This window comes from Ruegeria sp. YKSD163 (assembly GCF_059612905.1).
Map to the genome: position 1 here is coordinate 231,627 of NZ_JBXWRM010000001.1, position 25,863 is coordinate 257,489.

Sequence of the window (25,863 nt, forward strand, 5' to 3'; positions counted from 1 at the left end):
GTCGGATTTTCTTGCCCCGGCTCACGGGCCGAGTTGCGCCGCCCGGTCTCGAAGCGCCTGGCAGAGCAGGCCACGAACCCGGATCAGGCGCGGCACATCGGCCAGTTCCTCGTGGCAGGCGACCCAGATCGGGGTTGCGGTCTCGGGTGGCAGTCCGACATCAAGCCGTACCAATCGGGGGTCGTTGCGGGCGATGAAACAGGGTAGCAACGCCCGGCCCAGCCCCTGCGCCACCATCTCGCGCAGCACCAGGAAACTGTCGGCCGATCCGATTGCCGCCCCAGGCTCAAGTTGCGGCTCCAACCAGGCCCAGGGTCGCGACCTCCGCATCGCTCCGTCGAAGCCGAGCCAGCCCGCGGTGTTGCAGCCAGGTGCCGCATAGGCGGCAAATGCCATACTGACCGGGCTTTCGCCCACCAGCCCCTCGGGCAGCACCGGCGCCGGGCGCAGGGTCAGTTCGGCCTCTAGCCGCGACAGGTTCAGATGGCTGTTGGTCGAGATCAGCGATAGCCGCAATTCCCCCGCACTCTGGTGCAGATCGGCGAGGATCTCGGGCAGCAGGCTCTGGCACAGCGTATCGGTGGAAGTCACCCGCACGTGGCCGGCCAGGGGCGCGTCCAGCCCCTGTGCCAATTGATGCACCGACTGCACCGCCTGCCCCACTTCTCGCGCCGCCGCGATCAGACGCAGCCGATCGGGTCTCAGAACATAGCCACGCGGGGTCCGGTCGAACACCTGGGTGCCGACACTCTCCTCAAAGGCGGCGATCCGGCGCAAAACGGTGGCGTGATTGACCCCCATCCGCCGGGACGCCCCCGCCACACTGCCCGCCTCGACCACCGCCAAGACAAATTGCAGGTCGTCCCAGTTCAATCTGTGCAAGATTTAAGACCCTTTAACCAGAAATGCAGACTATCCGCTAAGATTAACACAAGTACACTTGGAGATGTTGTCATTATCTTTTTCGCAACGGAGACGGGACATGTTTGCAAAGACCAAGACCGCCATCGCCGCCGCCACGCTGTGTGCCGTGGGGGGGCTGGCCCTGGCCGGTAGCCACGCACAGGGCGAATTCGCGCGTGAAATCAAGGCCCGCCAGGCGCAGATGACGCTCTATGCCTTCAACCTGGGCATTCTTGGCGCGATGGCCAAAGGCGAAGCAGAATACGACGCCGAAGCCGCCGCGCTGGCCGCCAACAACCTGGCCGCCGCCAAGTCGATCTGGATGCCCACCGCCTGGCCCGCCGGGTCGGACAATGCCTCGGTCGAGGGCACCCGCGCCCTGCCCGCCATCTGGGCCGCTGATTCGGATATAGGCGCCAAGTCGCAGGCGATGGGCGAGGCGGTCGCGGCCCTGCAGGCCGCCGCCGGCACCGATCTCGAAGCGCTGCGGGGCGCCATCGGCCCGGTTGGCGCCTCTTGCGGCGGGTGTCACAAGCCCTTCCGCGCCGAAGAGTGACGCGCGCGCCGGTCCCGGCTAGACTGGGACCGGTTCCTTGTTTCTGACGGAGGCGCGGATGAAGCTCTTGCGCATCGGTGCGGTGCTGGCGCTTGCCGGCCTTGCGGTGTTCTGGCTGCTCACCCGGCCCGAACGCCTGGCTCAGAGCGCTTTGGACGGTGTCGCGGGTGATGCCGCGCGCGGTGCGCTGGTCTTTGCCGCTGCAGGTTGCGCCTCCTGCCACGCCGCGCCGGGGGCTGAGGGCGAAACGCGGCTGGTGCTGGCCGGGGGCGAGGGCTTTGCCAGCCCCTTCGGCACCTTCTATGCCCCCAATATCTCGCCCTCTCCGGAACACGGGATCGGCGGCTGGAGCGTGCTGGACCTGGCCAATGCGATGAAATACGGCACCTCGCCCGAGGGTCAGCATTACTATCCCGCGTTCCCCTTCGTTTCCTACGCCAACGCGGAACTGGGCGATATCGCCGATCTGTATGCCTATCTGATCACCCTGCCCGTCTCGGATACGCCCAGCCGCGCTCACGATGTGGGATTTCCCTTCAACATCCGGCGGGGCCTGGGGCTGTGGAAACAGCTCAACACGGGCAAGGGCTGGGTGATGACCGATCCCGCCGACGACCAGATCGCGCGCGGGCGCTATCTGGTCGAGGCGCTGGGACATTGCGGCGAATGCCACACCCCGCGCGATGCACTGGGTGGATTGCAGCGTGACAAGTGGTTGTCCGGCGGGCCGATCCCCGGCAGCAAGGGCCGCTTTCCCGACTTGACGCCCAAAACGCTGAAATGGAGCGCCGAGGACATCGCCTATTACCTGGAAACCGGCTTCACCCCCGATTACGACAGCGCGGGCGGTGCAATGGCCGAGGTGATCCAGAACACCGCGCAACTGCCGCCCGAGGATCGTGCCGCAATCGCCGCCTATCTCAAGGCGCTGCCTGCGAATTGACCGGGCCGGAGCCCAGCACCGAACGCAGGGCGCGTTCAAAGATACCGGCCCCCACCGGGATCAGCGCATCGGGAAAATCATAGTCGGGATTGTGGAGTTGCGGATGACCGGTCCCGGCCCCCAGCCACAGCATTGCGGCCTCGGCCCCCTTGCCGAATTGCCCGAAATCCTCGGAGAATTTCTGCGGCACTTCGGTCAGGCGCAGCGGCACATCGCCCGCTCGGCAGGCCTCGGCCAGCAGATCAACGGCGACGGGATGGTTGGTGCAGGCCTCGAACACGTCGTCATAAGCGATCTCGACGCGCAGCCCCGCAGGGTCGGCATGGGCGAACACCAGCGCCTCGGCCTCACCCACCAGCGCCGCCATGCGCGCATCGGTGACAGTGCGCAACGTGACCCAGAGCGTGCCCTCGCCCGGCGCGACGCCGAATGTCGGCTCGCCCAGCCGGGCATGGGTGAGCGTGGTCAAAGCAAAGCCATCGTCCAGCGCCCCACCCGGACCCAGCGCCGCTAGCCGTGGCATCAACGCCGCCATCACACCCGCGGGTGACAGCCCATCCTGCGGCGCCGCCGCATGTGAGGTTTTGCCAAAAAGCCGGATCGCCATCCCGCGAGAGGCACAGTTGGCCGCACGCGCGCAAAGCTCGACCGTGCCCAGCGGCAATCCCGGCAGGTTGTGCAAGGACAGCACCGTGTCGGGCTCCACCTCGGCAAAGCGCGGATCGGCCCGCAGCGCCATGGCACCCTTGCCGGTTTCCTCGGCCGGTTGAAAGATCAGGATCGCTCGGCCCCGTGCCGGGCGCCGCATGGCCAGCGCCTCGGCCACCGCCAGAACGATGACCATATGACCGTCATGTCCGCAAAGATGCCCGTGGCCCGGCGTCTCGCTGGCATAGGCCAAGCCGGTCTCTTCGGGAATGGGCAGCGCGTCCAACTCGCAACGCACGCCAACGCTGGGCCCCGCGACGCCGCTGTCAAAGACCGCCACCACCCCGTGACCGCCCAGACCGGTCAGCACCCGGTCGGCGCCCATCTCGCGCAACTGACCCGCAACCATCGCAGCGGTGCGCCCCTCAGCGCCCGAGATCTCGGGCGCACGGTGCAGCGCATGGCGCAACGCGGTGAGCCGCGCCAGATCGTCGGGCGTCATGCCAGGCCGAGTTTCTTCTGCCGGGCGTCCCGCAGGCGCGCAAAATCGTCGCCCGCGTGGTAGGACGAGCGCGTCAGCGGCGTTGCCGAGACCATCAGGAAGCCCTTGCCATAGGCGGCTTTCTCATAAGACGCGAATTCTTCGGGCGTGACGAAACGGTCGACCCGGTGGTGTTTCGGCGTCGGTTGCAGGTACTGGCCGATGGTCAGGAAATCGATATCGGCGGCGCGCATGTCGTCCATCACCTGGCGCACCTGCTGTTCGGTCTCCCCCAGCCCCACCATGATGCCGGATTTGGTAAAGATCGACGGATCCAGTTCCTTGACCCGCTGGAGCAGGCGCAACGAGTGGAAATAGCGCGCGCCGGGGCGCACCTCGGGGTAAAGGCCCGGCACGGTTTCCAGATTGTGGTTGAACACGTCGGGTTTCGCCTCGACCACCACTTCCAGCACCTCGGGCGCGCATTTCAGGAAATCGGGTGTCAGAATCTCGACCGTGGTCGAGGGGCTGCGATGCCGGATGGCACGAATGGTCTGGGCAAAATGCTCGGCACCGCCATCGGCCAGGTCGTCGCGGTCAACGCTGGTGATCACCACATGGTTCAGACCCAGTTTCTCGACCGCATGCGCCACCCGGCCTGGCTCGAACGCGTCCAGCGCATCGGGCCGCCCGGTGGCGATGTTGCAGAAGGTGCAGCCACGGGTACAGATCTCGCCCATGATCATCATGGTGGCGTGGCCCTGGCTCCAGCATTCGCCGACATTGGGGCATCCGGCTTCTTCACAGACAGTCACCAGGTTGTTGTCGCGCATGATCCGGCGGGTATCGGCATAACCCTTGCCCCCCGGCGCCTTGACCCGGATCCAGTCCGGTTTCTTGGGTTGCGACTGATCGGGGCGATGCGCCTTTTCAGGGTGGCGCTGCTCGGGGATCTTCAGGTCACGCACGGGTCGGTTTCCCTTGGCTGGAACGGTTGCGGCACCCTCTAACATAACGCGGCGTCACAAGTAAGGCCACTGCTGCATGACCGCCATGCATTCTCGGGGTGGCGCGATGCTGCACATGCAGCATTTCCCCGGTTGAAGCCGATCTGGAATCGCTCTAACCCTCGCCCGACCTATTGAAATTCCAAGGAGATCGTCTGATGAAGACCGGAGCATCCCTTCCCAATGTCACCTTCCGCACCCGCGTGCGCGACGAGGCCGTCGGCGGCCCGAACCCCTATCGCTGGCAGGACATGACCACCGCCGACTATTTCGCGGGCAAGCGCGTGGTGCTCTTTTCGCTGCCCGGCGCCTTCACCCCCACCTGCTCGACCTATCAGCTGCCCGGTTTCGAAAACGGCTTTGGCGATTTCCAGGCTCAGGGCATCGACGCGATCTATTGCATGTCCGTGAATGACAGCTTTGTCATGAACAAATGGGCCGAGGCGCAGGGGCTGAAGAACGTCGCCGTGATCCCCGATGGCTCGGGCGAGTTCACCCGCAAGATGGGCATGCTGGTTGACAAGGACAATCTGGGTTTTGGCATGCGCTCGTGGCGCTATGCGGCCATCGTCAATGACGGCAAGATCGAGGCCTGGTTCGAGGAACCCGGCCTGATGGACAACTGCCCCGAGGACCCCTATGGCGTCTCGTCGCCCGAAACCGTGCTGAATTGGCTGGTCGCGGCGAATAGCGAAATCGCCGCCTGACCCCTGGCCCCCACGATTTTTCGATACCCGCGCGACTTGCGCGGGTATTTTTTTGACTTTTTTCCCGTCCAGTGAGTTAGATTTTTTTCATAAGGCAAAAAGACACGGCAACTGCCGGCATATCAAATCAGGGGAATACCCCCACGGGAGGGAACATGAAAAAGAATATTGCAGAAGTGATCGGCACGTTCACGCTGGTCTTTATGAGCTTTTCGACCATTACCTTTATGGCCGATCAGGTGGGCGCGCTGGGCATCAGCCTGTCCTTTGGTCTGGCGGTGGTGGCCATGGCCTATGGCATCGGCCCGATCTCGGGCGCACATCTGAACCCGGCGGTCAGCATCGGCGCCTTCATGGCCGGGCGGATGTCGATGCCCGAGATGATCGGCTATTGGGTGGCGCAGGTCGTGGGCGGGCTGGCGGCGGCCTTTGTCATTCTCGCGATGAGCGGCGATCCCGCCATGGCCAAGAACATGATCGGCCCGCAGGGGCTGGCGGCGGCGCTGATCTTCGAGGTGGTGGCGACTTTCATCTTTGTTACTGTGATCCTTGGCGCAACCCAGGACGGGCATGCAACCCCAGTGGCCGGGCTGGCCATCGGCCTGACCCTGACGTTGATCCATATCGCGGGCATCGCCATCACCGGTGTCTCGGTCAACCCGGCCCGGTCCATCGCCAGCAACCTGTTCGACGGCGCGGCGTTGGCGCAGCTGTGGCTGTTCCTGGTGGCCCCGCTGGCCGGTGGCGCCCTGGCAGGCATCCTGCACAAGAACGGGTTGACACGCGCCTAGCCCGCGGCACCCAGCCCTTCCGCCGGTTGCGGCGGAGGGGCCTTGCGCGCTTCGGTCACGATCCCCTCACCCACCTGTCGGATGATCCGCTCCAGATCGTCGAACCAGCGCGCCCGATAGGTCGAACTGCGCCGCACCAGCCCCACGGTACGGGACGGTTCCGGCGCTGGAAACCGATGCAGCCGCAGCCCCGGCACGGCGGCCAGTTCCGAGCGCGCGGCCAGTTCGGGCATCAGGGTGAGACCGAATCCCTCGGCCACCAATCTCGATAGTGTGGCCAACGACGAGGCGCCCATGTTGATCCCCGCCGCCGCCCGGTCATGGCCGCAGACCTCAAGCGCCTGATCGGTCAGGCAATGGCCATCCTCCAGCAACATCAGTTGCGCGGGTTGCAGATCGGTGGGGCGCAGCGCCTCGGCCCCCTGAGCCAGGCGCGCCAGACGGGCCTCGGACCCGGCCAGCAGGAAACGGTCGCGAAACAGCTCGACCGAGGTCAGCCCCGCCTGGGACACCGGCAGCGCCAGCACCGCCGCATCCAGCTCCCCTTTGTGAAGCGCCTGCAAGAGTTGTTCGGTGCGCGCCTCGCGCACATGCACCCGCAACGACAGGTTCTGCGCCCTCAGTTCCGCCAGCACGCCGGGCAGCAGATAGGGCGCCATGGTGGGAATGAGGCCCAGAGACAGGCTTGCCGCACCTGCCTGATCCCGCGCGAACCGGTCCAGCCGGTCGGCACTGGCCAAAGCTTGATCGACCAGCGGCAGCACGCTGCGCCCCAGCGGTGTCATTACCACGTCGCGAGCGCGCCGCTCGACCAGCGGTCCGCCCAACACCTCTTCCAAAGCGCGGATCTGCACCGACAGCGCGGGTTGCGAGACGTGACAGGCCTCGGCCGCGCGACCAAAGTTGCGCTGCTCGACCAGGGCCTTGAAATAATGGAGTTGCCGAAGGGTGAAACTCATAAGAGAAACATATCGCAATCATCCCCGGCAACAACCCGGAATTATCCGATCAGTCGATCGCGCCCGCTCTGTTCCTCGTAATGCCGCTTGAGCCGTTGCAGAGCAATCCGCAGCACGATCTTGCCCGAACGCGCAGACCAGCCCATGCGTTTCTCTGCCAGTTCCAGCCCTTCGAGGTAGCAGCAGCAGCGCAGCGCCACATCGCTCAGCCCCGGCCCCAGATCGGATAGCGCGCGCGCCACCCGGTCGCGGGCGGCCTCGGGGCCGTGGCGGATGCCGCTGTCGGGCTGAAAGCCTCCCCGCGCGCCGCCGGTCAGGAACCGGTCCCAGTTCTGCGAGATGTTGGGACCCATCTGCGCCAGTTCGAAATCCTCGCGCAGCCGCTCGCCCGCCCGAACCAACGTATCATCCAGAAAGGGCTGACCATCGCGATCCTTGCGCCGGGCCAGCGCGATCAGAGGGCTTTCGGCCATGTTGTAGCGCACCCGGCGCGGCCGTTCGCCCGCCTCGCCCTCAACCGTCTTGTCGCCCATCACCCGGTGTTGCGCGGCAAAGGGGCTTTGCGCCTCGGCGAACCCGTCCTGGGCGGCGCGGGCGCGATTCTCGGCCTCGGCCAGCAGCCGGCCCAGGGCGCCACGCCCAGCGGTGGTCAGGTAATAGCGGCTGATCCGGCCCGGCTTGTCACAGGCGATCCAGTCCTTGAGCGCCAGCGCCTGCGCCATGGCACAACTGACCACGGCGGTGCGGGTATTGCCGCCCTTGCCGTCGTCACGCACCACCACGGCCTTGTCCATATCCTCGGCCACCGCCAGCACCGCGCCGCTTTCGCACAGCCGTCGCAGGATACGCGTGGCCTCAAGGTCAAAGGTGGCGGCGTCGGGGGTCTCCTCGGTCTGTTGGGCGGGCTTCATCATCGGGGCGGTATCCTCTGGCTTGGACCCACCGCGCGAAACCGGCGATCTGCTGAGCTTCAGCGGCGGGAAATGGGCGGCCGCCAAAGCCTCGAGCGCCGCGTCCACCAGGGGATCGTCCCGCCGCATTTCGACCCGCCGAATCTGGCGCAGCACGGTCGAGGCATGACACCCCGCCCCGCGCGCCAGATCCCGGATCGAGAACCCCGCCTCGGTATGAGCCAGATAGCGCTGCGCGCTTTCGGGAACCCAGCCGGGGACGGCGTTTTCTGCCCAGTTACCCATCGTGTCCTACCCTCAAAGGCAAATTGACTGACCCTTTTATCCAGCAGTTATCCCCCGAGTTGCGCACACACCTTATGGTTGCATTGGTTACTCGTTCGTTAAGAAAGCCGCTGGTCAACCGATGATTGTTTCGAAAGGATAAACAGTTCTGAAGTCAGCGCTCGGTAGTTTCCACATCGAAGCAACACCCGCAGGGGTTGTGGCTAAAATGTGGCGAACGTTATCGGGAAAGGAACCTTCATGCAGGACCTGATGTACATGGTATCGCAACTGCGCCGCCCGCGCCTGCTGATCCGCGCCGCACGCTTTGGCCAGGCGGAATACAACCGCGACCGCCACCTGCAACGTATCCTTGGATACGGCAAGCTGCCGCGCCCAGCGGCGGCGCTGATACGGCTGTTGGAGCTGGAAAGGGTTCTGGACGAGCAGCGGCGCGCAGAGGATGCGGGATATTCGCTGCCCCGGCACGTGGACCTGCTGATCGCAATGATGGGCGAGGCGCAGCTGGTACAGACCAGCCACGCCCCGCATAACCCGTGACTTACATGAAGGCGTCGGGCATCGAGGCCTTCTTTTCGGCCACATAAGCCGCCAGCGCGTCAGCGATCTCGGGGTCGAGCGTGGGTTGCTGATAGGCGCCAAGCAGCTTGTCCACCCGGCTTGAGGCCAGCGCATACGTGTCGCGCGCGCCCTCTTCCTCCCAAGTTTCGAACGGCTTGTAGTCGAGCAGTTCGGATTTCCAGAAGGCGGATTTGAAATTGGCCTGGGTATGGGCACAGCCAAGGTAATGGCCGCCCGGCCCCACCTCGCGGATGGCGCCCATCGCCTGATGCTCGGCATCGACGGGGACGCCCTTGGCCAGCCCGTGCAATGCGCCCAGCTGGTCTGCATCCATGACGAACTTCTCGAAATCCGCCACCAGGCCACCTTCGAGCCAACCACAGGCATGCAGCATGAAGTTCACGCCCGAGAGCAGCCCCATGTTGAGCGAGTTAGCCGTTTCGTAAGCCGCCTGTGCATCGGGCAGTTTCGAGCCGCAGAACGACCCCGCCGAGCGGAACGGAAGGCCAAGACGCCGCGCCAACTGACCGGCACCATAGGTGACGAGGCTTGCCTCGGGCGTACCAAAGGTGGGGGCGCCCGAATTCATGTCGATCGACGACACGAAGGCACCAAAGATCACCGGCGCGCCGGGGCGGATCAACTGGCTATAGGCGACACCGGCCAGAACCTCGGCCAGAACCTGGGTCAGCGTACCGGCTACCGAAACCGGTGCCATCGCGCCGCCGACGATGAACGGAGAGATGATGCAGGCCTGGTTGCTGGCCGCATAGACCTCGAGCGCGCCCATCATGATGTCGTCGAAGGTCATCGGCGAGTTGATGTTGACCAGCGAGGTCATCACCGTGTTGTCGCGCACGAACTCCTTGCCGAACAGGATCTCGCACATCTCGACCGAATCCTGCGCCCGTTCCGGCGCGGTAACCGACCCCATGAAGGGCTTGTCGCTCAGTGTCATATGCGCCATCAGCATGTCCAGGTGACGCTTGTTGACCGGAATGTCGGTGGGCTCGCACACGGTGCCGCCGGAATGGTGCAGCCATTTCGACATATAGGCCAGTTTCACGAATTTCTCGAAATCGGCCATCGTGGCATAGCGGCGCCCGCCCTGTGCATCGCGCACGAAGGGCGGGCCATAAACCGGCGCCAGCACCAGATTGCGACCGCCGATAACCACCGATTTCTCGGGATTACGGGCATGCTGGGTGAACTGGCTGGGTGCGGTGGAGCAAAGCTTGCGCGCCAGCCCGCGCGGAATCCGCACCCGCTCGTCCTCGACCTCGGCCCCGGCCGCGCGCCAGCGATCCAGCGCTGCGGGATTGTTGACGAAGTTGACACCGATCTCGGCCAGCACCGTCTCGGCATTGGTCTCGATGATTTCGAGGGCCTCTTCGTTCAGCACCTCGAAATTGGGGATGTTACGTTCGATATATTTGGCGGTCTCGATCACAACCGCCGAGCGTTCGGCACGGCGGGCGGCACCACCGCCGCCCCGGGCGCGCCGCCGGGTCATTGCCTCTTCCATGGTTGATCCCCTGGGTGATTGGTTAGCGTGGACTGTCTTTTATCAGGCGGTTGCCGATTTCGAACGTGGATTGCGGCGCTCTTGGGGGAAAAGCGACATGTAACGCGCCTTTGCACGAAAGCACGCCGCGCCCATCGGGCGCGGCACCGTTTTCCAAATGGAAAACGGCCCGGAAAACGTGCCGTTTTCCGGCGCCACCTCTTGCGCAAAGTCAGGCCGCACCCTAAGAGCCTGACATGAACCAGACATCCCACGACCGCCTTCTGATCATTGACTTCGGCAGCCAGGTAACGCAGCTGATCGCCCGCCGCCTGCGCGAGCTGAACGTCTATTGCGAAATCCATCCTTATCAGAACGTCACCATGGACTTCGTGCGCGAAATGGCGCCACGGGCGGTGATCTTCTCAGGCGGGCCCGACAGCGTCACGCGCGAGGGCAGCCCCCGCGCGCCGCAGGAAATCTTCGACTATGGCGTGCCGATCCTGGGGATCTGCTATGGCCAGCAGACGATGATGACCCAGCTGGGCGGGCGCGTCGAATCCGGCCACGGCACCGCGGAATTCGGCCGCGCCTATGTCACGCCCAAGGGCAAGCTCGATATACTCGACGGCTGGTTCACGGACGGCCGCGAACAGGTCTGGATGAGCCACGGTGACCACGTGGCCGAAATCGCGCCCGGTTTCGAAGTGTTCGGCACTTCGCCCGGCGCCCCCTTTGCCATCACCGCCGACACCAGCCGGCATTTCTACGCGGTCCAGTTCCACCCCGAGGTGCACCACACCCCCAACGGCGCAAAGCTCTACGAGAATTTCGTGCGTCTGGCCGGGTTCAAGGGCGACTGGACCATGGGCGCCTATCGCGAGGAAATGATCCGCAAGATCCGCGAACAGGTGGGCGACAAGAAGGTGATCTGCGGCCTTTCCGGCGGCGTCGACAGTTCCGTCGCCGCCATCCTCATCCACGAGGCGATCGGCGACCAGCTCACCTGCGTCTTTGTCGACCACGGGCTGTTGCGCAAGAACGAGGCGACCGAGGTCGTCGGCATGTTCCGCGACAATTACAACATTCAGCTCATCCATGCCGACGAATCCGATCTGTTCCTGGGCGAGCTTGACGGCCAGTCCGACCCCGAGACCAAGCGGAAGATCATCGGCAAACTCTTCATCGACGTGTTCCAGAAACATGCCGACACCATCGAGGGCGCCGAGTTCCTGGCCCAGGGCACGCTCTACCCCGACGTGATCGAATCGGTTTCCTTCTCGGGCGGCCCCTCGGTGACGATCAAATCGCACCACAACGTGGGCGGCCTGCCGGAGAAGATGGGCCTGAAACTGGTCGAGCCGCTGCGCGAGCTGTTCAAGGACGAGGTCCGCGCGCTGGGCCGCGAGCTGGGCCTGCCGCAAAGCTTCATCGGTCGCCACCCCTTTCCCGGGCCGGGCCTGGCCATCCGCTGCCCCGGCGAGATCACCCGCGAAAAACTCGAAATCCTGCGCGAGGCCGACGCGATCTATATCGACCAGATTCGCAAGCACGGGCTCTATGACGAGATATGGCAGGCCTTTGTCGCCATCCTCCCCGTCCGCACCGTGGGCGTGATGGGCGACGGGCGCACCTATGATTACGCCTGTGCCCTGCGCGCGGTGACCTCGGTCGACGGCATGACCGCCGATTATTACCCGTTCACCCACGAATTCCTTGGCGAAACGGCGACCCGGATCATCAACGAGGTCAAGGGCATCAACCGCTGCACCTATGACATCACCTCGAAACCTCCGGGAACCATCGAGTGGGAGTGATCGGCCCCCATATCCGGGTCGCTCGGTAACGGCATGAGCCCCATCGCCCGCGCCGCGCTGTGGATGACCGGTGCCATCGCCTCGTTCTCGGCGATGGCCGTGGCCGGGCGCGAGTTGAGCACCGTACACGATACATTCGAAATCATGATGTATCGCAGCTTTGTCGGCGTGCTGGTGGTTTCAATTGCGCTCACCTTCAGCGGTAAATGGCATCAGGTCAGCACCCGAGCACTGGGTCTGCACGCGCTGCGCAATGCGGTGCATTTCACCGGCCAGAACCTGTGGTTCTTTGCCGTCACCGTGATCCCGCTGGCGCAGGTCTTTGCACTGGAATTCACCCAACCGCTCTGGGTCATCCTGCTGTCACCGCTGCTTTTGGGCGAGCGGATGACACGGGTGCGCTTGGCCGCGGCAGTGATCGGGTTCATCGGGATCCTGATCGTTGCCCGCCCCGGCGCCAGCAGCCTGAATATCGGCATCATCACGGCGGCTTTGTCGGCTATTTTCTTTGCCATGACAACGATTTCCACGAAAAAGCTCACTCGACTTGCCAGTATCGGCTGCATCATGTTCTGGCTGACGATCATGCAGGCGGTGCTGGGGCTGGTGGCCTCGGGCCATGACGGTCAGATCGCCCTGCCCACGCTCGGCACCGCACCCTATCTGGTGTTGGTGGGGCTGGCCGGTCTGCTTGCGCATTTCTGCATCACCAACGCGCTGTCCATTGCCCCCGCCACCGTGGTCGTCCCCATCGACTTTGCCCGCCTGCCAACCATCGCCGTGGTCGGAATGCTGCTCTATGGCGAGGCGCTGGATATCTGGGTTTTCGTCGGCGCCGCGGTGATCTTTGCCGGCAACTACGTCAATATCCTTGCCGAGACCCGGAACACGGCGCGGTAACGCCCTCTCAATCCGGCGCGAGCTGACCCATCGTCAAGAGTTGACCGATCTGTACACCCTCATAATTTGATCTCACCACAATGGGAACTCCCCGCAGTCACTCACCTGCGCGGGACGGAGATATCTGGGAGAGATCAATGAGATACGCGCTTTCGGGTGCGCTGGCTTTGTGCACCCTGACGGTGGCGGCACAGGCGGGCGGCCTTGACCGGTCAGGCCAGGGCATCAACATCCTCTTTGAAGAGGGCGATGCGGTCCAGTTCCGCCTGGGCTGGACCGATCCCCGCGTCAGCGGCAGCCTGGGCGGTGTGCCCTCGGGCAATGTGGCCAACAGCTTTGTCCTGCCGCATTTCGCCTATAAGAAAGCGCTGACCGACCGGCTGGATTTCGCGCTGATCTATGATCAGCCCTTTGGCGCCGACATCACCTATGACGCCGCCTATCCGCTGTCGCAAAACCCCGTGCCGGGCGGGCGTCGCGATGTGCTCAGGGCCAAGGCCGATACCGACGCGCTGACCGCCGTGTTCCGCTATCGCTTTGACCGGGGGCTGAGCGTGATCGGCGGCCTGCGCGCCCAACGGGCCGAGGCCAGCGTGACCGTCCCCGCAGCGGCCGGATACAGTGTGACCACCGACAGCCCGGTCGATTACGGCTATGTCGTGGGCGTCGCGTGGGAGCGGCCCGATATCGCCGCAAGGGTGGCGCTGACCTATAACTCGGCCATCGACCATACCCTGCAACAAAGCGAGAGCCTGAACCCTCCGCCGCCCGCACCGCCAGGCTTCGTGGCCACCCTGCCCTCGACCAGTACGATCAGCACACCGCAATCGGTGAACCTCGATTTCCAGACCGGTATTGCAGCCGACACGCTGTTGTTCGGCAGTGTGCGCTGGGTCGACTGGACTGCGCTGGTCTATAACCCGCCCAATTATCCGCCGCTCACCAATTTGGTCGATTACGACAGCGATACGGTGACCTATTCGCTGGGCATCGGGCGCAAATTCTCCGAGGCATTTTCGGGCGCGGTGACTTTGGGATACGAGAGGCACTCGGGCGACAGCCTGTCCGATCTTGGCCCCACCGACGGGTTCTGGAGCGTCGGGCTGGGCGGCACCTATTCGCTGGACAAGGCCAAGATCTCGGGCGGCGTGCGCTATACCGATCTGGGCGATGCCACCACCAACAACGGTGCCCGCTTTACCGGCAACAGCGCCTGGAGCGTCGGATTCCAGATCACCTATGCGCTGAACTGATCAAGGCGCAGGAATCGGGTCGCGCGGGGGCCGCCCCATCGGGCACAAGGGGGCATGAGCGATCAGAAAACCCTGTCCCCCCGCGCCTGGGCCGAGCTGTTGCTGCTTGGTCTCATCTGGGGCGCGTCCTTTCTGGCGATCCGCATCGCGCTGGACGAGGTGCCGGTGGTCACGGCGGTACTGCACCGGACGTTCTGGGCCGCCCTGCTGTTGTGGCTGGTGGTCTGGGCCAGCCGCATCGCGCTGCCGCGCGATCCCCGCATTTGGGGCGCCTTTCTGGTGATGGGGCTCCTGAACAACGTGATCCCCTTTGGCCTGATGGCCTGGGGCCAGCTGCATATCGAGACCGGGCTGACCTCGATCCTGAATGCCAGCACCGCGATCTTTGGCGTGCTGGTCGCGGCGGCGGTCTTTGCCGACGAGCGGCTGACGCCCCGGCGCCTGCTGGGGGTGAGCATCGGCTTTGCTGGCGTGGTGGTGACCATCGGGCCGGAGCATCTGACCCGGTTCGACCCGCGCTCGACAGCGCAGCTGGCGGTGCTGGCGGGCACGCTTTCCTATGCACTGGCCGGGGCCTGGGCGCGCGCCCGGCTGGGCGGGTTGCCGCCGCAACTGGCCGCTGCCGGAATGTTGACCGGGTCGAGCCTGATCCTGCTGCCTGCCGCACTGCTGATCGACGGGCCGGTCAGCCTGTCGCTGCAACCGGTAACCTGGGCCGCCATCGGGTATTATGCGCTGGTCGCCACGGCGGGGGCCTATTTGCTTTATTACCGGGTGCTGGCGATGGCGGGTGCGGGGAACCTGATGCTGGTCACGCTGGTGATTCCGCCGGTGGCTATTGGCCTTGGTGCCTGGATACGATCCGAGGCGCTGCCGACCAATGCCTTTGGCGGTCTCGCCCTGCTGGCCCTGGGCCTGATGCTGCTGAACCGCCGCCCGCGCCGCCGCGATTGACCCGGCCCGCCGCGCCCATTAGCAAGGGCGCGAACAGCAAGGATGAGGGCGGGATGATCTACGGCTCGGCTCGGGACTGGCGCGAGGCCAGTCGCAAGAAAGTGCTCTTTTTCGGCATGTCGGGCCTGGGCAAGACCCATGTGTCGAACCGGTTGCGCGACAATGGCGACTGGTTCCACTACTCGATCGATTACCGCATCGGCACCCGCTACATGGGCGAGTTCATCACCGACAACGCCAAGGCCGAGGCGATGAAGGTGCCATTCCTGCGCGATCTCCTGATGTCGGATTCGATCTATATCGGCTCGAATATCTCATTCGAGAACCTGACCCCTGTCTCGACCTACCTGGGCAAGCCCGGCGCGCCCGAAAAGGGCGGGCTGCCCATCGCCGAATACCGCCGCCGTCAGGACCAGTTCCGCCATGCCGAGATCTATGCCCTGCTCGACACCGAATATTTCATCGACCGGGCGCAGCGGTTGTATGGCTATCCGCATTTCATCTGCGACACCGGCGGTTCGATCTGCGAATGGGTCAATCCCGAGGATCCGCGCGACCAGGTGCTGAACGAATTGTCCAAGCAGACGCTGATGATCTGGATCGAAGGATCCGAGGCGCATACCGCCGAGCTGATCCGCCGTTTCGACAAGGCGCCGAAACCGATGTCCTATCAGCCGGAATTCCTGTCCCGAGTTTGGGATACCTATCTGGTCGAAAACGATTGCGCCCCAGACGAAGTCGACCCCGACGCATTTATTCGCTGGACCTATGCGCAGGCGCTGGCGCATCGTCAACCCCGCTATCGCGCCATGGCCGACAACTGGGGAATTACCGTCACCGCCGAACAGATCGGCAGCATCCGCGACGCCACCGATTTCGACACGCTGATCGAAGCCGCCCTGGAGAACCGCCCCCGCTAAACGACCGAGAAAATTCTGCGAATTTTCTCTCCCCCCTCTGGACGATGTGAATCGTGATTGCTATACGACGCGAACCGTTCCGGCGTAGCTCAGCGGTAGAGCAGTTGACTGTTAATCAATTGGTCGTAGGTTCGATCCCTACCGCCGGAGCCAATACCCTCGCATAGCGTTGATACATGGTGAAAAAGCGATCCTTTCAGGGTCGCTTTTCGCGTTTTGGTCAGGGTCAAAGAAAAAGGGGGCCGAAGCCCCCTGTAAAGTCTCGCGTGCCAGGCTCAATCGTTGACCGCCCGGTGTTTTCTGCCTGCGGCCTGGACGCGTCGGGGGCGAGCGCACCCGCCCCGTGTTCGAGTGAGGGGGCTGGTCACCCCGCCCCACCCGGGACCCGGCAGCCCCAGCAGCTGGGGCCGTCGGCTGGAACGCCGGGCGCGGATGGGCCGCGCCGCCGGTTCCGGATCTCGTCGGGGCCGGATTTCCGAGGGAAGCCCTCGGCCCCTACGCGCCCCGGCGGGGGCGCGATTTGTCGCCCCGTGGTTACGAGCAGCCGCTCGTCGCGCCACAGGTGTTGCACTTCATGCAGGTGCCGTTGCGCACCAGCGTGTAGTTGCCGCATTCGCCGCAGGCCTCGCCCTCGTATCCCTGCATGCGCGCCTTGGTGCGGGCATCCATGCCGGTGGCGGCCACGGCGGCCTGTCCGGTTTCGGGGACCAGCGTCTGCAGCGCCGCGACGGGGTCGCCGGCGGTGTCCAGCGCCACCGCGCCAACACTGGCACCACCATTCAGCACCACCAGTTCCTGCGGCAGACGCTTGCGCAAATAACCGGTCGAGCTGATCTGTTTCAGCACCTCCAGCGATTTCGACGCGGCGCTATCGCTGACGGTGGTGACATTCGACACGCCCTCGTCCTCGCCCTTGCCGATATCGTCAAAGGTGGCGCCTTCGGGTTTCACATGGGCCAGGTCGGTGCGGTCGAGATAGCTGACTGCCAGTTCCCGGAACACATAGTCCAGGATCGAGGTCGCGTTCTTGATCGAGTCGTTGCCCTGTACCATGCCGGCCGGTTCGAACTTGGTGAAGGTGAAGGCATCGACGAATTCCTCAAGCGGCACCCCGTATTGCAGGCCGACCGAAACAGCGATGGCAAAGTTGTTCATCATCGCCCGGAACCCGGCGCCTTCCTTGTGCATGTCGATGAAGATCTCGCCCAGCGAACCGTCCTGGTATTCGCCGGTCCGCAGATAGACCTTGTGACCGCCCACAATTGCCTTCTGGGTATAGCCCTTGCGGCGATGGGGCAGCTTCTCGCGATGGCTGCGGATCACCTCCTTGACCACCACCTTTTCGATCACCTTCTCGGCCAGCACGGCGGCCTTTGCGGCGGGGGTGCCGGTTTCCAGCACCTCGGCGGCCTCGTCGTCATCCTCGATCAGGGCGGCGGCCAGCGGCTGGCTCAGCTTGGACCCATCCCGATAGAGCGCGTTGGCCTTCACCCCCAGCGACCAGCTGAGTTCATAGGCCTTCTGGCAATCCTCGATGGTGGCGTTGTTGGGCATGTTGATCGTCTTGCTGATCGCCCCCGAGATGAAGCTCTGCGCCGCTGCCATCATGGTGATGTGGCTGTCCACCGACAGGAAGCGCTTGCCCTTCTTGCCGCAGGGGTTGGCACAGTCGAAGATCGCGTAATGCTCCTCGGACAGATGCGGCGCCCCTTCCAGCGTCATGGTCCCGCAAACATGGTCGTTGGCCGCGTCGATATCCTTCTTGGTAAAGCCCAGATGCCGCAGCAGGTCAAAGGTGGGATCGTTCAGCTTGGTTGCCGGGATACCCAGCACACCAGTGCAGAAATCCTCGCCCAAGGTCCACTGGTTGAACACAAAGCGGATGTCAAAGGCGCTTTCCAGCGCGGCGTCGACCTTGCGCAGCTCGTTGGGGCCAAAGCCGTGACCGGTCAGCGAGGTGTGGTTGATCCCCGGCGCGTTGCCGATGGTGCCATGACCCACCGCATAAGAGACGATCTCTTCGATCTGGGCGCTGGAGTAGCCAAGATTCTCCAGCGCGGCAGGGACCGAGCGGTTGATGATCTTGAAATAACCGCCGCCCGCCAGCTTCTTGAACTTGACCAGCGCGAAATCGGGTTCGATCCCGGTGGTGTCGCAATCCATCACCAGACCGATGGTGCCGGTGGGCGCGATCACGCTGGTCTGCGCGTTGCGATAGCCGTTCTTCTCGCCCAGGCTCAGCGCCTCGTCCCACGAGGCCATGGCCAGTTCGACCAGACGCGGGTCGGGGCAATTGGCGTGATCCAGCGGCACCGGCTTGACGCTCAGCTGTTCATAGCCATTGGCCTTGCCCTGGGCTGCGGCGCGGTGGTTGCGGATAACCCGCAGCATGTTGGCGGCGTTGCGCTCGTAGCCGGCAAAGGGCCCCAGCTCTCCGGCGATCTCGGCCGAGGTGGCATAGGCGACACCGGTCATGATCGCGGTCAGCGCACCGCAGAGCGCGCGGCCCTCGTCGCTGTCATAGCCGTAGCCCATGTTCATCAGCAAGCCGCCGATATTGGCATAGCCCAGACCCAGCGTGCGGAAATCATAGCTGAGCTGCGCGATTTCCTTGGACGGGAACTGCGCCATGGTCACCGAGATTTCCAGCGTCAGCGTCCACAGGCGGGTGGCATGGATGTAATCCTCGGCCTGGAACTCGCCATCCTTGAGGAAGGTCAGCAGGTTCATCGACGCCAGGTTGCACGCGGTATCGTCGAGGAACATGTATTCCGAACAGGGGTTCGAGCCGCGGATCGGCCCATCTGCCGGGCAGGTGTGCCAATCGTTCACCGTGTCATGGAACTGGATGCCCGGATCGGCGCAGGCCCAGGCCGCATGACCCACCTTCTCCCATAGCTCGCGCGCCTTGACGGTCTTTGCGACCTTACCGTTGACGCGGTTGATCAGCTCCCAATCGGCATCCTTTTCCACCGCTTTCAGGAAGGCATTGGTGACCCGGATCGAGTTGTTAGAGTTCTGGCCCGAGACCGAGTTATAGGCCTCGCTGTCCCAATCGGTGTCATAGGTGGGGAATTCGATGCTGGTATGGCCCTGCTTGGCGTAATCCAGCACCCGTTTGACATAGGTCTCGGGGATCGCGACCTTCTTGGCCTCGCGAATTGCGGCCTTCAGCCCCTCGTTCACCGTCGGGTCATAGGCATCCACCTCGGCACCGTCCCAAACGCGGATGGCGGCAAAGATGCCATTGAGCATCTTTTCATGCATCTTCGAGCCGGCGACGATGCTGGCGACCTTTTGCTCTTCCAGCACCTTCCACTGGATGAACTGCTCGATATCGGGGTGATCGGCGTCGACGATCACCATCTTGGCTGCCCGACGGGTTGTCCCGCCCGATTTGATGGCGCCCGCCGCGCGGTCGCCGATCTTGAGAAAGCCCATGAGGCCCGAGGATTTGCCACCGCCCGACAGGCTCTCACCCTCCGCGCGCAGATGGCTGAAATTGGTGCCGGTGCCCGAGCCGTATTTGAACAGGCGCGCCTCGCGCACCCACAGATCCATGATGCCGCCCTCGTTCACCAGATCGTCGCTGACCGACTGGATGAAACAGGCATGCGGCTGGGGATGTTCATAGGCGCTGTCCGACTTGGTCAGCTTGCCGGTCTTGTAGTCGACATAGTGATGCCCCTGCGCCGGGCCGTCGATCCCATAGGCCCAGTGCAGGCCGGTATTGAACCACTGCGGGCTGTTGGGCGCGGCGCGCTGGGTGGCCAGCATATAGCGCATCTCGTCGAAATAGGCGCGCGCGTCCTCTTCGGTAGTGAAATAGCCACCCTTCCAGCCCCAATAGGCCCAAGCGCCCGCCAGGCGGTCAAACACCTGCTTGGAAGAGATCTCACCGCCCATTTCGGCGTCGCTGTCGGGGACCGAACGCCACAGGAATTCCGGCACCCCCTTTTCGCGCACCTTCTTGAGACGGCTGGGCACGCCCGCCTTGCGGAAGTATTTCTGAGCGATCACGTCGCTGGCGACCTGGCTCCAGCTGGTGGGAACCTCGATATCGTCGAGGCGGAATACGATGGTGCCATCCGGATTGCGAATCTCGGAGGTCGCGGATCGGAACTCCAGATCCGCATAAGCATCCTGTCCCGCCGTCGTGAACTTTCTTTCGATCTTCATGTCCCCAGCCCCTGGTCGTTTTTTGGGTCTTGCCGCCCGCAGGCCCATCCCGCTGGCGCTCTCCGCATTGCCGTCATTCGGCCCGTTGCCGGAACCGGAACGAATTCGCCCGTCGCCGCGATGAGTGGCGCGGCGTTCTAAGAACATGGTGATCTGTGGTTTCTTCGTCCCGCCCGTTCCGCCGCTCTGGCTTTGATACCAGATTTTGTGGCTGTGCAACCGGCCAATACAATCTGACGTATGCAGGCATAGAAGGTCAACGGCATTTTTGCACCCCGGCAGGATTCTTTTCTGTTGACCCGCGAGCCCGTCGGCGCCCCCCGTTCCAACGGCGCGATTCCTCCACAGGACCATCCCCAGCCCTTGCTGCGATGCAGTTGGGCACAGCATGAAAATTTCCGTTTTTTCACGGTGGCTTTCATCCGGAACTAAAAGTCGAAGTCGCTTGGATTTCTGCATTGCAGCAACGCACAAGCCCCCCTCGCGCCCGCTTCCACGATCCGATATGGTGGGTCTGAAATACGCCGCGACTCGGAAAGTTCCGTAAGGTGAAACCCCTGTTTGGCCTGCTGGCCGCCCTGCTGACTGTGGCTTCGTGCACACAAGATATTGCGGTTAACTCTGCGTCAGCCCTGTTCCCGACCCGCCCCAAAGCCCTGATCGAGGGATTCGCTGGGGCCTGTTCCGAACCGAGCGAAACCCTGCGACGTCCCGATCCGGGAACTTGGCAATGCTGGGTTGACCTGCCCGCCGACCTGACCGCAGCGGCAGTCGTGGACCATGACGGCACGCTCAAGGCGCTGCCGCAACTGGTGGTTCAGTTGCAGGTCGCCCAAACGACCGATGGCCGCTATCTGGCCACGCTCGAAGATTACCTGAATGTTCCGCAGGCCTCTGGGTCCGCGCGGCGGATCGCCTCGGATGGACCGGGCGCCCAAGAGGCGCGCATCGGCCTGTTGCGCGACATGGGTGGCCAGATCATCGGCGAGTAAGAGAGGAAAGTGGTCGGGGCGGCGAGATTCGAACTCACGACCCCCTGTACCCAAAACAGGTGCGCTACCAGACTGCGCCACGCCCCGGACCGTGCGCCTTCCTATCTGCCGCAATCCGATTTGAAAAGGCCTAACAGGGCCATATGGCGGGTCCGTCCGAAAAAACACGGTGCCGCAACTGGGTGCCCGGCGCGATGCCATACCGCGCGGCCAGCCCGCCATTGATTTCGAGCACCGCAAATACCGCATCTCCGCCCGGTATCGGGGTCTCGTCATGTGGAATCGCATTGGGATGCACGCGGGTCACGGTGCCACTTCGATCAACAAAGATCAGGTCGAGCGGGATCAGCGTGTTCTTCATCCAGAACGCAACCCGCTGGGGGTGCTCGAAAACAAAGAGCATGCCAGCCCCGCGTGGCAGGCTCTCGCGGAACATCAGCCCCTGCGAGCGCTCTTCGGGTGTCTGGGCCAGTTCAATGGTGAACCGCGACTCGCTGCCATCACCGCGCAGGCGCAGTTCGTCATCCCGGCATTCATCTGCCCAAAGCGTCACCGCACTGGTCAGCCAGACCAGCAGGCAAAGCGCCGCGCGGATCACCGGCCCGCCCTCACGGGTTCAGCGCCGCTTCCCAGGCCAGCACCTCGGCCGCCATACGCCCGCGTTTACCGTCGACGACACGCATTGCCAGCGCCTCGCCGGGTTGCAGGTCAGACAGGCCCGACTGGCGCAGAACCTCGATATGCAGAAAAACGTCCTCGTTGCGGCCAAAGACATTGGCAAAGCCGAACCCCTTGCCCTTGTCGAACCACTTGACGCGGGCCGGTTCCAACGGCGCGGCGCGGATCACATCCGGATCCATCTCGGCAAAATCCGACAACAGCACCGTCTCGGGTCGCTCGGGGGGAACGATGCCGACCACCTCGACCGCCTGCACGCCGCGATCGGTGCGGTGGGTCATGATCTCGATGGCGGCCCCGTCGGCAACCGAACTCTGACCAAAATTCCTGAGCACATTGACGTGCAAGAGGATGTCCGGCCCGCCCTCGTCGGCGACCACGAAACCATATCCCTTGGCCGGGTCAAACCATTTTACCCGGCCCCGGACCTTGTATGCACTGCTCAATTCTTCGGACACTTGCTATCCATCGTGATTTGACGTTGCTGTAAGCCCCTTGGTTTGCCGGATTTTACACCGGAAACACAAGGAAAAAAAGTTCTTCTATTTCTGACACTTGCATTTCACGTTCCGCGAATGTCATGGGTTAAGGCGTTGAATATTCCAGCTTTCCGACGCCGCATCGCGACGCCAGACAAAGCGATCATGAAGACGGAACGCTCCATCAGCCCAGAACTCGATCTCGACAGGTGTCAGGCGAAACCCGCCCCAGAACGGCGGCCGCGGTGGGTTCGGTCCCTTGGCAGCGGTAATCTTGGCAACCTCGGCCATTAGCGCGGCGCGACTAGACAATGGCCGCGACTGGCGTGAGGCCCAGGCGCCCAGCCTGCTCTTGAGTGAGCGCGAGGCATAATAGGCATCCGCCTGCGGCCCCGCTTCGCGGGTGATCGTGCCGCGCACCCGAAGCTGTCGGCGCAGCGATTTCCAATGCATAACAAAAGCCGCCTTGCCGGCCTGCTCCAGCTCGATCGCCTTGGCACTTTCGTAATTGGTGTAGAAAACGAAGGCCGCCGGTTCGATCTCTTTCAGCAGCACCATCCGCACATTCGGCAGGCCCGAAGCGTCAACCGTCGCCAGCGCAATGGCGTTCGGATCGTTGGGTTCCGACTGTTCGGCCTCGGCCAACCACTCCCGCGCAATAGCAAACGGGTCATCACCGGCAAAGATGCCAGTCCTGTCACTCATGTCCATCCCCTTGAACAACTGCACTGGATCCTAGGCCCTCTTACCGACACGGGCAAGAGCGCGCGCCCTTGAAGGGACATGTTCTATAGCATAAACCACAAGCTCATGACGCGACGACAGGCGGAGAACCGAACATGTCAAATCAGTTGATGGCCGGAAAACGCGGCCTCATCATGGGACTGGCCAATGACAAATCCATCGCCTGGGGCATTGCCCGAGCGCTTGCGGATGCGGGCGCAGAGCTGGCCTTTTCCTATCAGGGCGATGCGCTGAAGAAGCGGGTCGACCCGCTGGCCGCGCAACTGGGTAGCGAGATCGTGCTGCCTTGTGACGTGGGTGACGAGGACTCGATCGACGCGCTGTTCGACGCGCTCGAACAGAAATGGGGCAAGCTCGACTTTGTCGTGCACGCCATCGGCTTTTCCGACAAGAACGAGCTGCGCGGCCGTTATGTCGACACCAGCCGGGCCAATTTCAAGCTGACCATGGATATCTCGGTCTTTTCCTTCACCGCGGTGATGAAGCGGGCCGAAAAGCTGATGACCGAAGGCGGCAGCGCCATCACCCTCACCTATTACGGCGCCGAACAGGTGATGCCGCACTATAATGTGATGGGCGTGGCCAAGGCGGCGCTGGAGGCGTCGGTGAAATACATGGCCGAGGATCTTGGCAAGGACGGTATCCGCGTCAACTCCGTCAGCGCCGGTCCTATCAAGACGCTGGCCGCCAGCGGCATCGGCGATTTCCGTTATATCATGAAGTGGAACGAATATAACTCGCCGCTGCGCCGCAATGTCACGATCGACGATGTGGGCAAGTCGGCGCTCTACCTGCTCTCGGATCTCAGCTCGGGTGTCACGGGCGAGAACCTGCATGTGGACAGCGGCTATCACATTGTCGGGATGAAGGCGGTCGACGCCCCCGACATCGACAAGGGATAACGGGGGGCAAGACGGCATGAGCACCAAGGATCCGCATCGCTTGCCCCATGAAAAGGGCTTTCACATCAGCTGGGACCAGATTCATCGCGACAGCCGGGCGCTGGCCTGGCGACTGGACGGTCAGGGCCCCGACGAGGGCGCCTGGCGCGCGGTGGTGGCAATCACCCGTGGCGGCATGGCCCCGGCGATGATCGTCAGCCGCGAGCTGGATATTCGCACCGTCGACACGATCAGCGTGAAATCCTATCACCATCAGGCCCAGGGACAGGCGCAGGTTCTGAAAGCGCCCGACGCCGGTCTGATGGGCGACGGAACCGGTATTCTGGTCATCGACGACCTGGTCGACAGCGGCAAGACGCTGGAACTGGTGCGCGAGATGTATCCCAACGCCCATTTCGCCACCGTCTATGCCAAACCCAAGGGCAGGCCCATGGTCGATACCTTTATCACCGAGGTTAGCCAGGACACCTGGATCTTCTTCCCCTGGGACATGGCATTGCAATATGTCGAACCCTATCGGGGCACCGACTGATCCAACCGCCAGCGCGCCCAAAAGGGCGCGCTTTTTGCACCAAGCCCCACCTCCTGAACAGAGTATCCAAGATGGCCCCGACCCGCACCGCCACCACTTTCGCACCGCCGGTGATGGAGGCGCGGCGCTGGCTGGAGGGCGTCACGTTTTCGCCCGAGCGGCCGCTGATCAATGTCAGCCAGGCCGCCCCGGTCGAGCCGCCACCGCAGGCGCTGCGTCAGGCGATGGCCGATTTCGCCCTGACCGAGGACAGCGCGCATCTCTATGGCCCGGTGCTGGGCAACGCCGATCTGCGCGCCGAACTGGCCGCGCAGATCAGCCACCATTACGGCGGCGCGGTCAGGCCGGAACAGGTGGCGATCACATCGGGCTGCAATCAGGCCTTTGCCGCCACCATCTCGGCCATTACCGGCGAAGGGGATGAGATCATCCTGCCAACGCCTTGGTATTTCAACCATAAAATGTGGCTCGACATGGAGGGGGTCACGGCGGTGCCGCTGGCCACCGGCCCCGATCTGCTGCCCGATGTCGAGGCCGCGCGCGCCCTGATCACACCGCGCACCCGCGCCATCGCGCTGGTGACGCCGAACAATCCGGGCGGCGTGGAATACCCCGCCGAGCTGGTCGGCGCCTTTTACGATCTGGCCGCCGAACACGGGCTGCGCCTGCTGCTGGACGAGACCTATCGCGATTTCGACAGCCGCAGCGGTGCCCCGCATGACCTGTTCACCCGGCCCGACTGGGACCAGACGCTGGTGCATCTCTACTCCTTCTCCAAGGCCTACCGGCTGACCGGGCACCGGGTCGGCGCGCTGGCCAGCGATACCGGACTTCTGGCCGAGATCGAGAAATTTCTCGACACCGTTGCCATCTGCCCAGGCCAGATCGGCCAGCATGCCGCGCTTTGGGGCATGCGCAATCTGGGCCAATGGGTGGCGGGCGAACGGGACGAGATCCTCGACCGCCGCGCCGCCATTGCCGAGGGCATGCCCGCGCTCGAGACCGAGGGCTGGAAACTGCTGGGGCTGGGTGCCTATTTCGCCTATCTCGAACATCCCTTCGACATCCCCTCGGACGAGTTGGCGAGGCGGCTGGTGCGGGATGCCGGGGTGCTGGTGCTGCCCGGCACCATGTTCATGCCCGAAGGCGACCCCGCCGGTGCCCGCCAGCTGCGCGTGGCATTTGCCAATCTCGACCGTGCCGGAATCGGGCAACTGTTCGACAGGCTCAAAGGGCTCCGCTTCTGACCTTGCCCAG

The 25,863-nt window shown here is 63.7% G+C and carries 24 protein-coding genes and 2 tRNA genes; 15 read left to right on the forward strand and 11 right to left on the reverse strand.

Annotation, left to right across the window (positions count from 1 at the left end):
- Positions 1-21: 21 nt before the first annotated feature.
- A complete protein-coding gene (locus AC2FNA_RS01080) occupies positions 22-873 on the reverse strand; it encodes a LysR family transcriptional regulator (protein ID WP_496823776.1) in 852 nt (283 codons plus the stop codon).
- Between the two features lie 109 nt (positions 874-982).
- On the opposite strand from AC2FNA_RS01080, the gene AC2FNA_RS01085 reads away from it, so the two are divergent.
- Positions 983-1,459 (forward strand): c-type cytochrome, encoded by a 477-nt coding sequence (locus tag AC2FNA_RS01085; RefSeq protein ID WP_011047825.1) that lies wholly within the window; start codon positions 983-985, stop codon positions 1,457-1,459.
- A 58-nt stretch (positions 1,460-1,517) separates the two neighbouring features.
- Positions 1,518-2,402 (forward strand): c-type cytochrome, encoded by an 885-nt coding sequence (locus tag AC2FNA_RS01090; RefSeq protein WP_496823778.1) that lies wholly within the window; start codon positions 1,518-1,520, stop codon positions 2,400-2,402.
- On the opposite strand, the gene AC2FNA_RS01095 is transcribed toward AC2FNA_RS01090, so the two are convergent.
- The gene (locus AC2FNA_RS01095) at positions 2,380-3,552 is read right to left on the reverse strand and encodes an amidohydrolase (RefSeq protein WP_496823779.1); all 1,173 of its coding nucleotides are present in this window, start codon (positions 3,550-3,552) and stop codon (positions 2,380-2,382) included. The genes AC2FNA_RS01090 and AC2FNA_RS01095 overlap by 23 nt on opposite strands.
- Positions 3,549-4,499: a lipoyl synthase gene (gene lipA, locus AC2FNA_RS01100; protein WP_496823780.1), complete on the reverse strand. Its 951-nt coding sequence runs from the start codon at positions 4,497-4,499 to the stop codon at positions 3,549-3,551. The genes AC2FNA_RS01095 and lipA overlap by 4 nt, the downstream gene beginning before the upstream one ends.
- A gap of 197 nt (positions 4,500-4,696) precedes the next feature.
- Between lipA and AC2FNA_RS01105 the strand changes: the two genes are divergently transcribed.
- Positions 4,697-5,245: a peroxiredoxin gene (locus tag AC2FNA_RS01105; protein WP_496823781.1), complete on the forward strand. Its 549-nt coding sequence runs from the start codon at positions 4,697-4,699 to the stop codon at positions 5,243-5,245.
- A gap of 155 nt (positions 5,246-5,400) precedes the next feature.
- A complete protein-coding gene (locus AC2FNA_RS01110) occupies positions 5,401-6,036 on the forward strand; it encodes an aquaporin (protein WP_496823782.1) in 636 nt (211 codons plus the stop codon).
- Here AC2FNA_RS01110 and AC2FNA_RS01115 read toward each other — a convergent pair.
- Complete coding sequence (locus AC2FNA_RS01115; RefSeq protein WP_496823784.1) at positions 6,033-6,995, reverse strand: hydrogen peroxide-inducible genes activator; 963 nt, start codon at positions 6,993-6,995, stop codon at positions 6,033-6,035. The genes AC2FNA_RS01110 and AC2FNA_RS01115 overlap by 4 nt on opposite strands.
- Before the next feature lie 41 nt (positions 6,996-7,036).
- Positions 7,037-8,191: a DUF6456 domain-containing protein gene (locus AC2FNA_RS01120; RefSeq protein WP_496823786.1), complete on the reverse strand. Its 1,155-nt coding sequence runs from the start codon at positions 8,189-8,191 to the stop codon at positions 7,037-7,039.
- 240 nt (positions 8,192-8,431) lie between these two features.
- On the opposite strand from AC2FNA_RS01120, the gene AC2FNA_RS01125 reads away from it, so the two are divergent.
- Entirely contained in the window at positions 8,432-8,731 is a 300-nt protein-coding gene (locus AC2FNA_RS01125; RefSeq protein WP_496823788.1) for a DUF6477 family protein, read from the forward strand.
- Between the two features lies 1 nt (position 8,732).
- Here the strand turns inward: AC2FNA_RS01125 and AC2FNA_RS01130 are convergent, their stop codons facing one another.
- Positions 8,733-10,277, reverse strand: coding sequence for a trimethylamine methyltransferase family protein (locus tag AC2FNA_RS01130; protein WP_496823789.1), 1,545 nt, complete (start codon positions 10,275-10,277; stop codon positions 8,733-8,735).
- 236 nt (positions 10,278-10,513) lie between these two features.
- Here AC2FNA_RS01130 and guaA point away from each other — a divergent pair, with 236 nt between their 5' ends.
- The 6 genes from guaA to AC2FNA_RS01160 all read left to right on the forward strand — a co-directional run bounded on the left by guaA (position 10,514) and on the right by AC2FNA_RS01160 (position 16,253).
- A complete protein-coding gene (guaA, locus tag AC2FNA_RS01135; RefSeq protein WP_496823791.1) occupies positions 10,514-12,073 on the forward strand; it encodes a glutamine-hydrolyzing GMP synthase in 1,560 nt (519 codons plus the stop codon).
- Between the two features lie 33 nt (positions 12,074-12,106).
- A complete protein-coding gene (locus tag AC2FNA_RS01140; RefSeq protein WP_496823792.1) occupies positions 12,107-12,973 on the forward strand; it encodes a DMT family transporter in 867 nt (288 codons plus the stop codon).
- Positions 12,974-13,110: 137 nt separating this feature from the next.
- Positions 13,111-14,226: an OmpP1/FadL family transporter gene (locus tag AC2FNA_RS01145; protein WP_496823794.1), complete on the forward strand. Its 1,116-nt coding sequence runs from the start codon at positions 13,111-13,113 to the stop codon at positions 14,224-14,226.
- A gap of 54 nt (positions 14,227-14,280) precedes the next feature.
- On the forward strand, positions 14,281-15,180 hold the full coding sequence (locus tag AC2FNA_RS01150) for a DMT family transporter (RefSeq protein WP_496823796.1): 900 nt from the start codon (positions 14,281-14,283) through the stop codon (positions 15,178-15,180).
- A 53-nt stretch (positions 15,181-15,233) separates the two neighbouring features.
- Entirely contained in the window at positions 15,234-16,100 is an 867-nt protein-coding gene (locus AC2FNA_RS01155) for an ATPase (protein WP_496823797.1), read from the forward strand.
- A gap of 78 nt (positions 16,101-16,178) precedes the next feature.
- Positions 16,179-16,253, forward strand: a tRNA-Asn gene (locus AC2FNA_RS01160).
- A 381-nt stretch (positions 16,254-16,634) separates the two neighbouring features.
- On the opposite strand, the gene AC2FNA_RS01165 is transcribed toward AC2FNA_RS01160, so the two are convergent.
- Positions 16,635-20,279, reverse strand: coding sequence for a vitamin B12-dependent ribonucleotide reductase (locus AC2FNA_RS01165; RefSeq protein WP_496823798.1), 3,645 nt, complete (start codon positions 20,277-20,279; stop codon positions 16,635-16,637).
- Positions 20,280-20,827: 548 nt separating this feature from the next.
- Between AC2FNA_RS01165 and AC2FNA_RS01170 the strand changes: the two genes are divergently transcribed.
- Positions 20,828-21,271 (forward strand): hypothetical protein, encoded by a 444-nt coding sequence (locus AC2FNA_RS01170; RefSeq protein ID WP_496823800.1) that lies wholly within the window; start codon positions 20,828-20,830, stop codon positions 21,269-21,271.
- Between the two features lie 10 nt (positions 21,272-21,281).
- Here AC2FNA_RS01170 and AC2FNA_RS01175 read toward each other — a convergent pair.
- The 4 genes from AC2FNA_RS01175 to pdxH form a co-directional block, all read right to left on the reverse strand.
- A tRNA-Pro gene (locus tag AC2FNA_RS01175) sits at positions 21,282-21,358 on the reverse strand.
- Positions 21,359-21,401: 43 nt separating this feature from the next.
- Positions 21,402-21,869 (reverse strand): DUF192 domain-containing protein, encoded by a 468-nt coding sequence (locus tag AC2FNA_RS01180; RefSeq protein ID WP_496823802.1) that lies wholly within the window; start codon positions 21,867-21,869, stop codon positions 21,402-21,404.
- 10 nt (positions 21,870-21,879) lie between these two features.
- Positions 21,880-22,407: a cold-shock protein gene (locus AC2FNA_RS01185; protein ID WP_496823804.1), complete on the reverse strand. Its 528-nt coding sequence runs from the start codon at positions 22,405-22,407 to the stop codon at positions 21,880-21,882.
- 120 nt (positions 22,408-22,527) lie between these two features.
- Entirely contained in the window at positions 22,528-23,133 is a 606-nt protein-coding gene (gene pdxH / locus AC2FNA_RS01190; protein ID WP_496823805.1) for a pyridoxamine 5'-phosphate oxidase, read from the reverse strand.
- Between the two features lie 134 nt (positions 23,134-23,267).
- Here pdxH and fabI point away from each other — a divergent pair, with 134 nt between their 5' ends.
- The 3 genes from fabI (at position 23,268) to AC2FNA_RS01205 (ending at position 25,853) form a co-directional block, all read left to right on the forward strand.
- Complete coding sequence (gene fabI, locus AC2FNA_RS01195) at positions 23,268-24,074, forward strand: enoyl-ACP reductase FabI (RefSeq protein WP_234145196.1); 807 nt, start codon at positions 23,268-23,270, stop codon at positions 24,072-24,074.
- A 16-nt stretch (positions 24,075-24,090) separates the two neighbouring features.
- On the forward strand, positions 24,091-24,606 hold the full coding sequence (gene gpt / locus AC2FNA_RS01200; RefSeq protein WP_011047866.1) for a xanthine phosphoribosyltransferase: 516 nt from the start codon (positions 24,091-24,093) through the stop codon (positions 24,604-24,606).
- A 71-nt stretch (positions 24,607-24,677) separates the two neighbouring features.
- Positions 24,678-25,853 carry an aminotransferase gene (locus AC2FNA_RS01205; protein ID WP_496823808.1) on the forward strand — a complete coding sequence of 392 codons (1,176 nt, stop codon included), beginning with the start codon at positions 24,678-24,680 and terminating at the stop codon, positions 25,851-25,853.
- The last annotated feature ends 10 nt before the right edge of the window (positions 25,854-25,863 follow it).

Coding starts and splice junctions, on each gene's coding strand:
- AC2FNA_RS01085 (WP_011047825.1), top strand. CDS start 983: ATGTTTGCAAAGACCAAGACCGCCATCGCCGCCGCCACGCTGTGTGCC.
- AC2FNA_RS01090 (WP_496823778.1), top strand. CDS start 1,518: ATGAAGCTCTTGCGCATCGGTGCGGTGCTGGCGCTTGCCGGCCTTGCG.
- AC2FNA_RS01095 (WP_496823779.1), bottom strand. CDS start 3,552: ATGACGCCCGACGATCTGGCGCGGCTCACCGCGTTGCGCCATGCGCTG.
- AC2FNA_RS01105 (WP_496823781.1), top strand. CDS start 4,697: ATGAAGACCGGAGCATCCCTTCCCAATGTCACCTTCCGCACCCGCGTG.
- AC2FNA_RS01110 (WP_496823782.1), top strand. CDS start 5,401: ATGAAAAAGAATATTGCAGAAGTGATCGGCACGTTCACGCTGGTCTTT.
- AC2FNA_RS01115 (WP_496823784.1), bottom strand. CDS start 6,995: ATGAGTTTCACCCTTCGGCAACTCCATTATTTCAAGGCCCTGGTCGAG.
- AC2FNA_RS01120 (WP_496823786.1), bottom strand. CDS start 8,191: ATGGGTAACTGGGCAGAAAACGCCGTCCCCGGCTGGGTTCCCGAAAGC.
- AC2FNA_RS01125 (WP_496823788.1), top strand. CDS start 8,432: ATGCAGGACCTGATGTACATGGTATCGCAACTGCGCCGCCCGCGCCTG.
- AC2FNA_RS01130 (WP_496823789.1), bottom strand. CDS start 10,277: ATGGAAGAGGCAATGACCCGGCGGCGCGCCCGGGGCGGCGGTGGTGCC.
- guaA (WP_496823791.1), top strand. CDS start 10,514: ATGAACCAGACATCCCACGACCGCCTTCTGATCATTGACTTCGGCAGC.
- AC2FNA_RS01140 (WP_496823792.1), top strand. CDS start 12,107: ATGAGCCCCATCGCCCGCGCCGCGCTGTGGATGACCGGTGCCATCGCC.
- AC2FNA_RS01145 (WP_496823794.1), top strand. CDS start 13,111: ATGAGATACGCGCTTTCGGGTGCGCTGGCTTTGTGCACCCTGACGGTG.
- AC2FNA_RS01150 (WP_496823796.1), top strand. CDS start 14,281: ATGAGCGATCAGAAAACCCTGTCCCCCCGCGCCTGGGCCGAGCTGTTG.
- AC2FNA_RS01155 (WP_496823797.1), top strand. CDS start 15,234: ATGATCTACGGCTCGGCTCGGGACTGGCGCGAGGCCAGTCGCAAGAAA.
- AC2FNA_RS01165 (WP_496823798.1), bottom strand. CDS start 20,279: ATGAAGATCGAAAGAAAGTTCACGACGGCGGGACAGGATGCTTATGCG.
- pdxH (WP_496823805.1), bottom strand. CDS start 23,133: ATGAGTGACAGGACTGGCATCTTTGCCGGTGATGACCCGTTTGCTATT.
- fabI (WP_234145196.1), top strand. CDS start 23,268: ATGTCAAATCAGTTGATGGCCGGAAAACGCGGCCTCATCATGGGACTG.
- gpt (WP_011047866.1), top strand. CDS start 24,091: ATGAGCACCAAGGATCCGCATCGCTTGCCCCATGAAAAGGGCTTTCAC.
- AC2FNA_RS01205 (WP_496823808.1), top strand. CDS start 24,678: ATGGCCCCGACCCGCACCGCCACCACTTTCGCACCGCCGGTGATGGAG.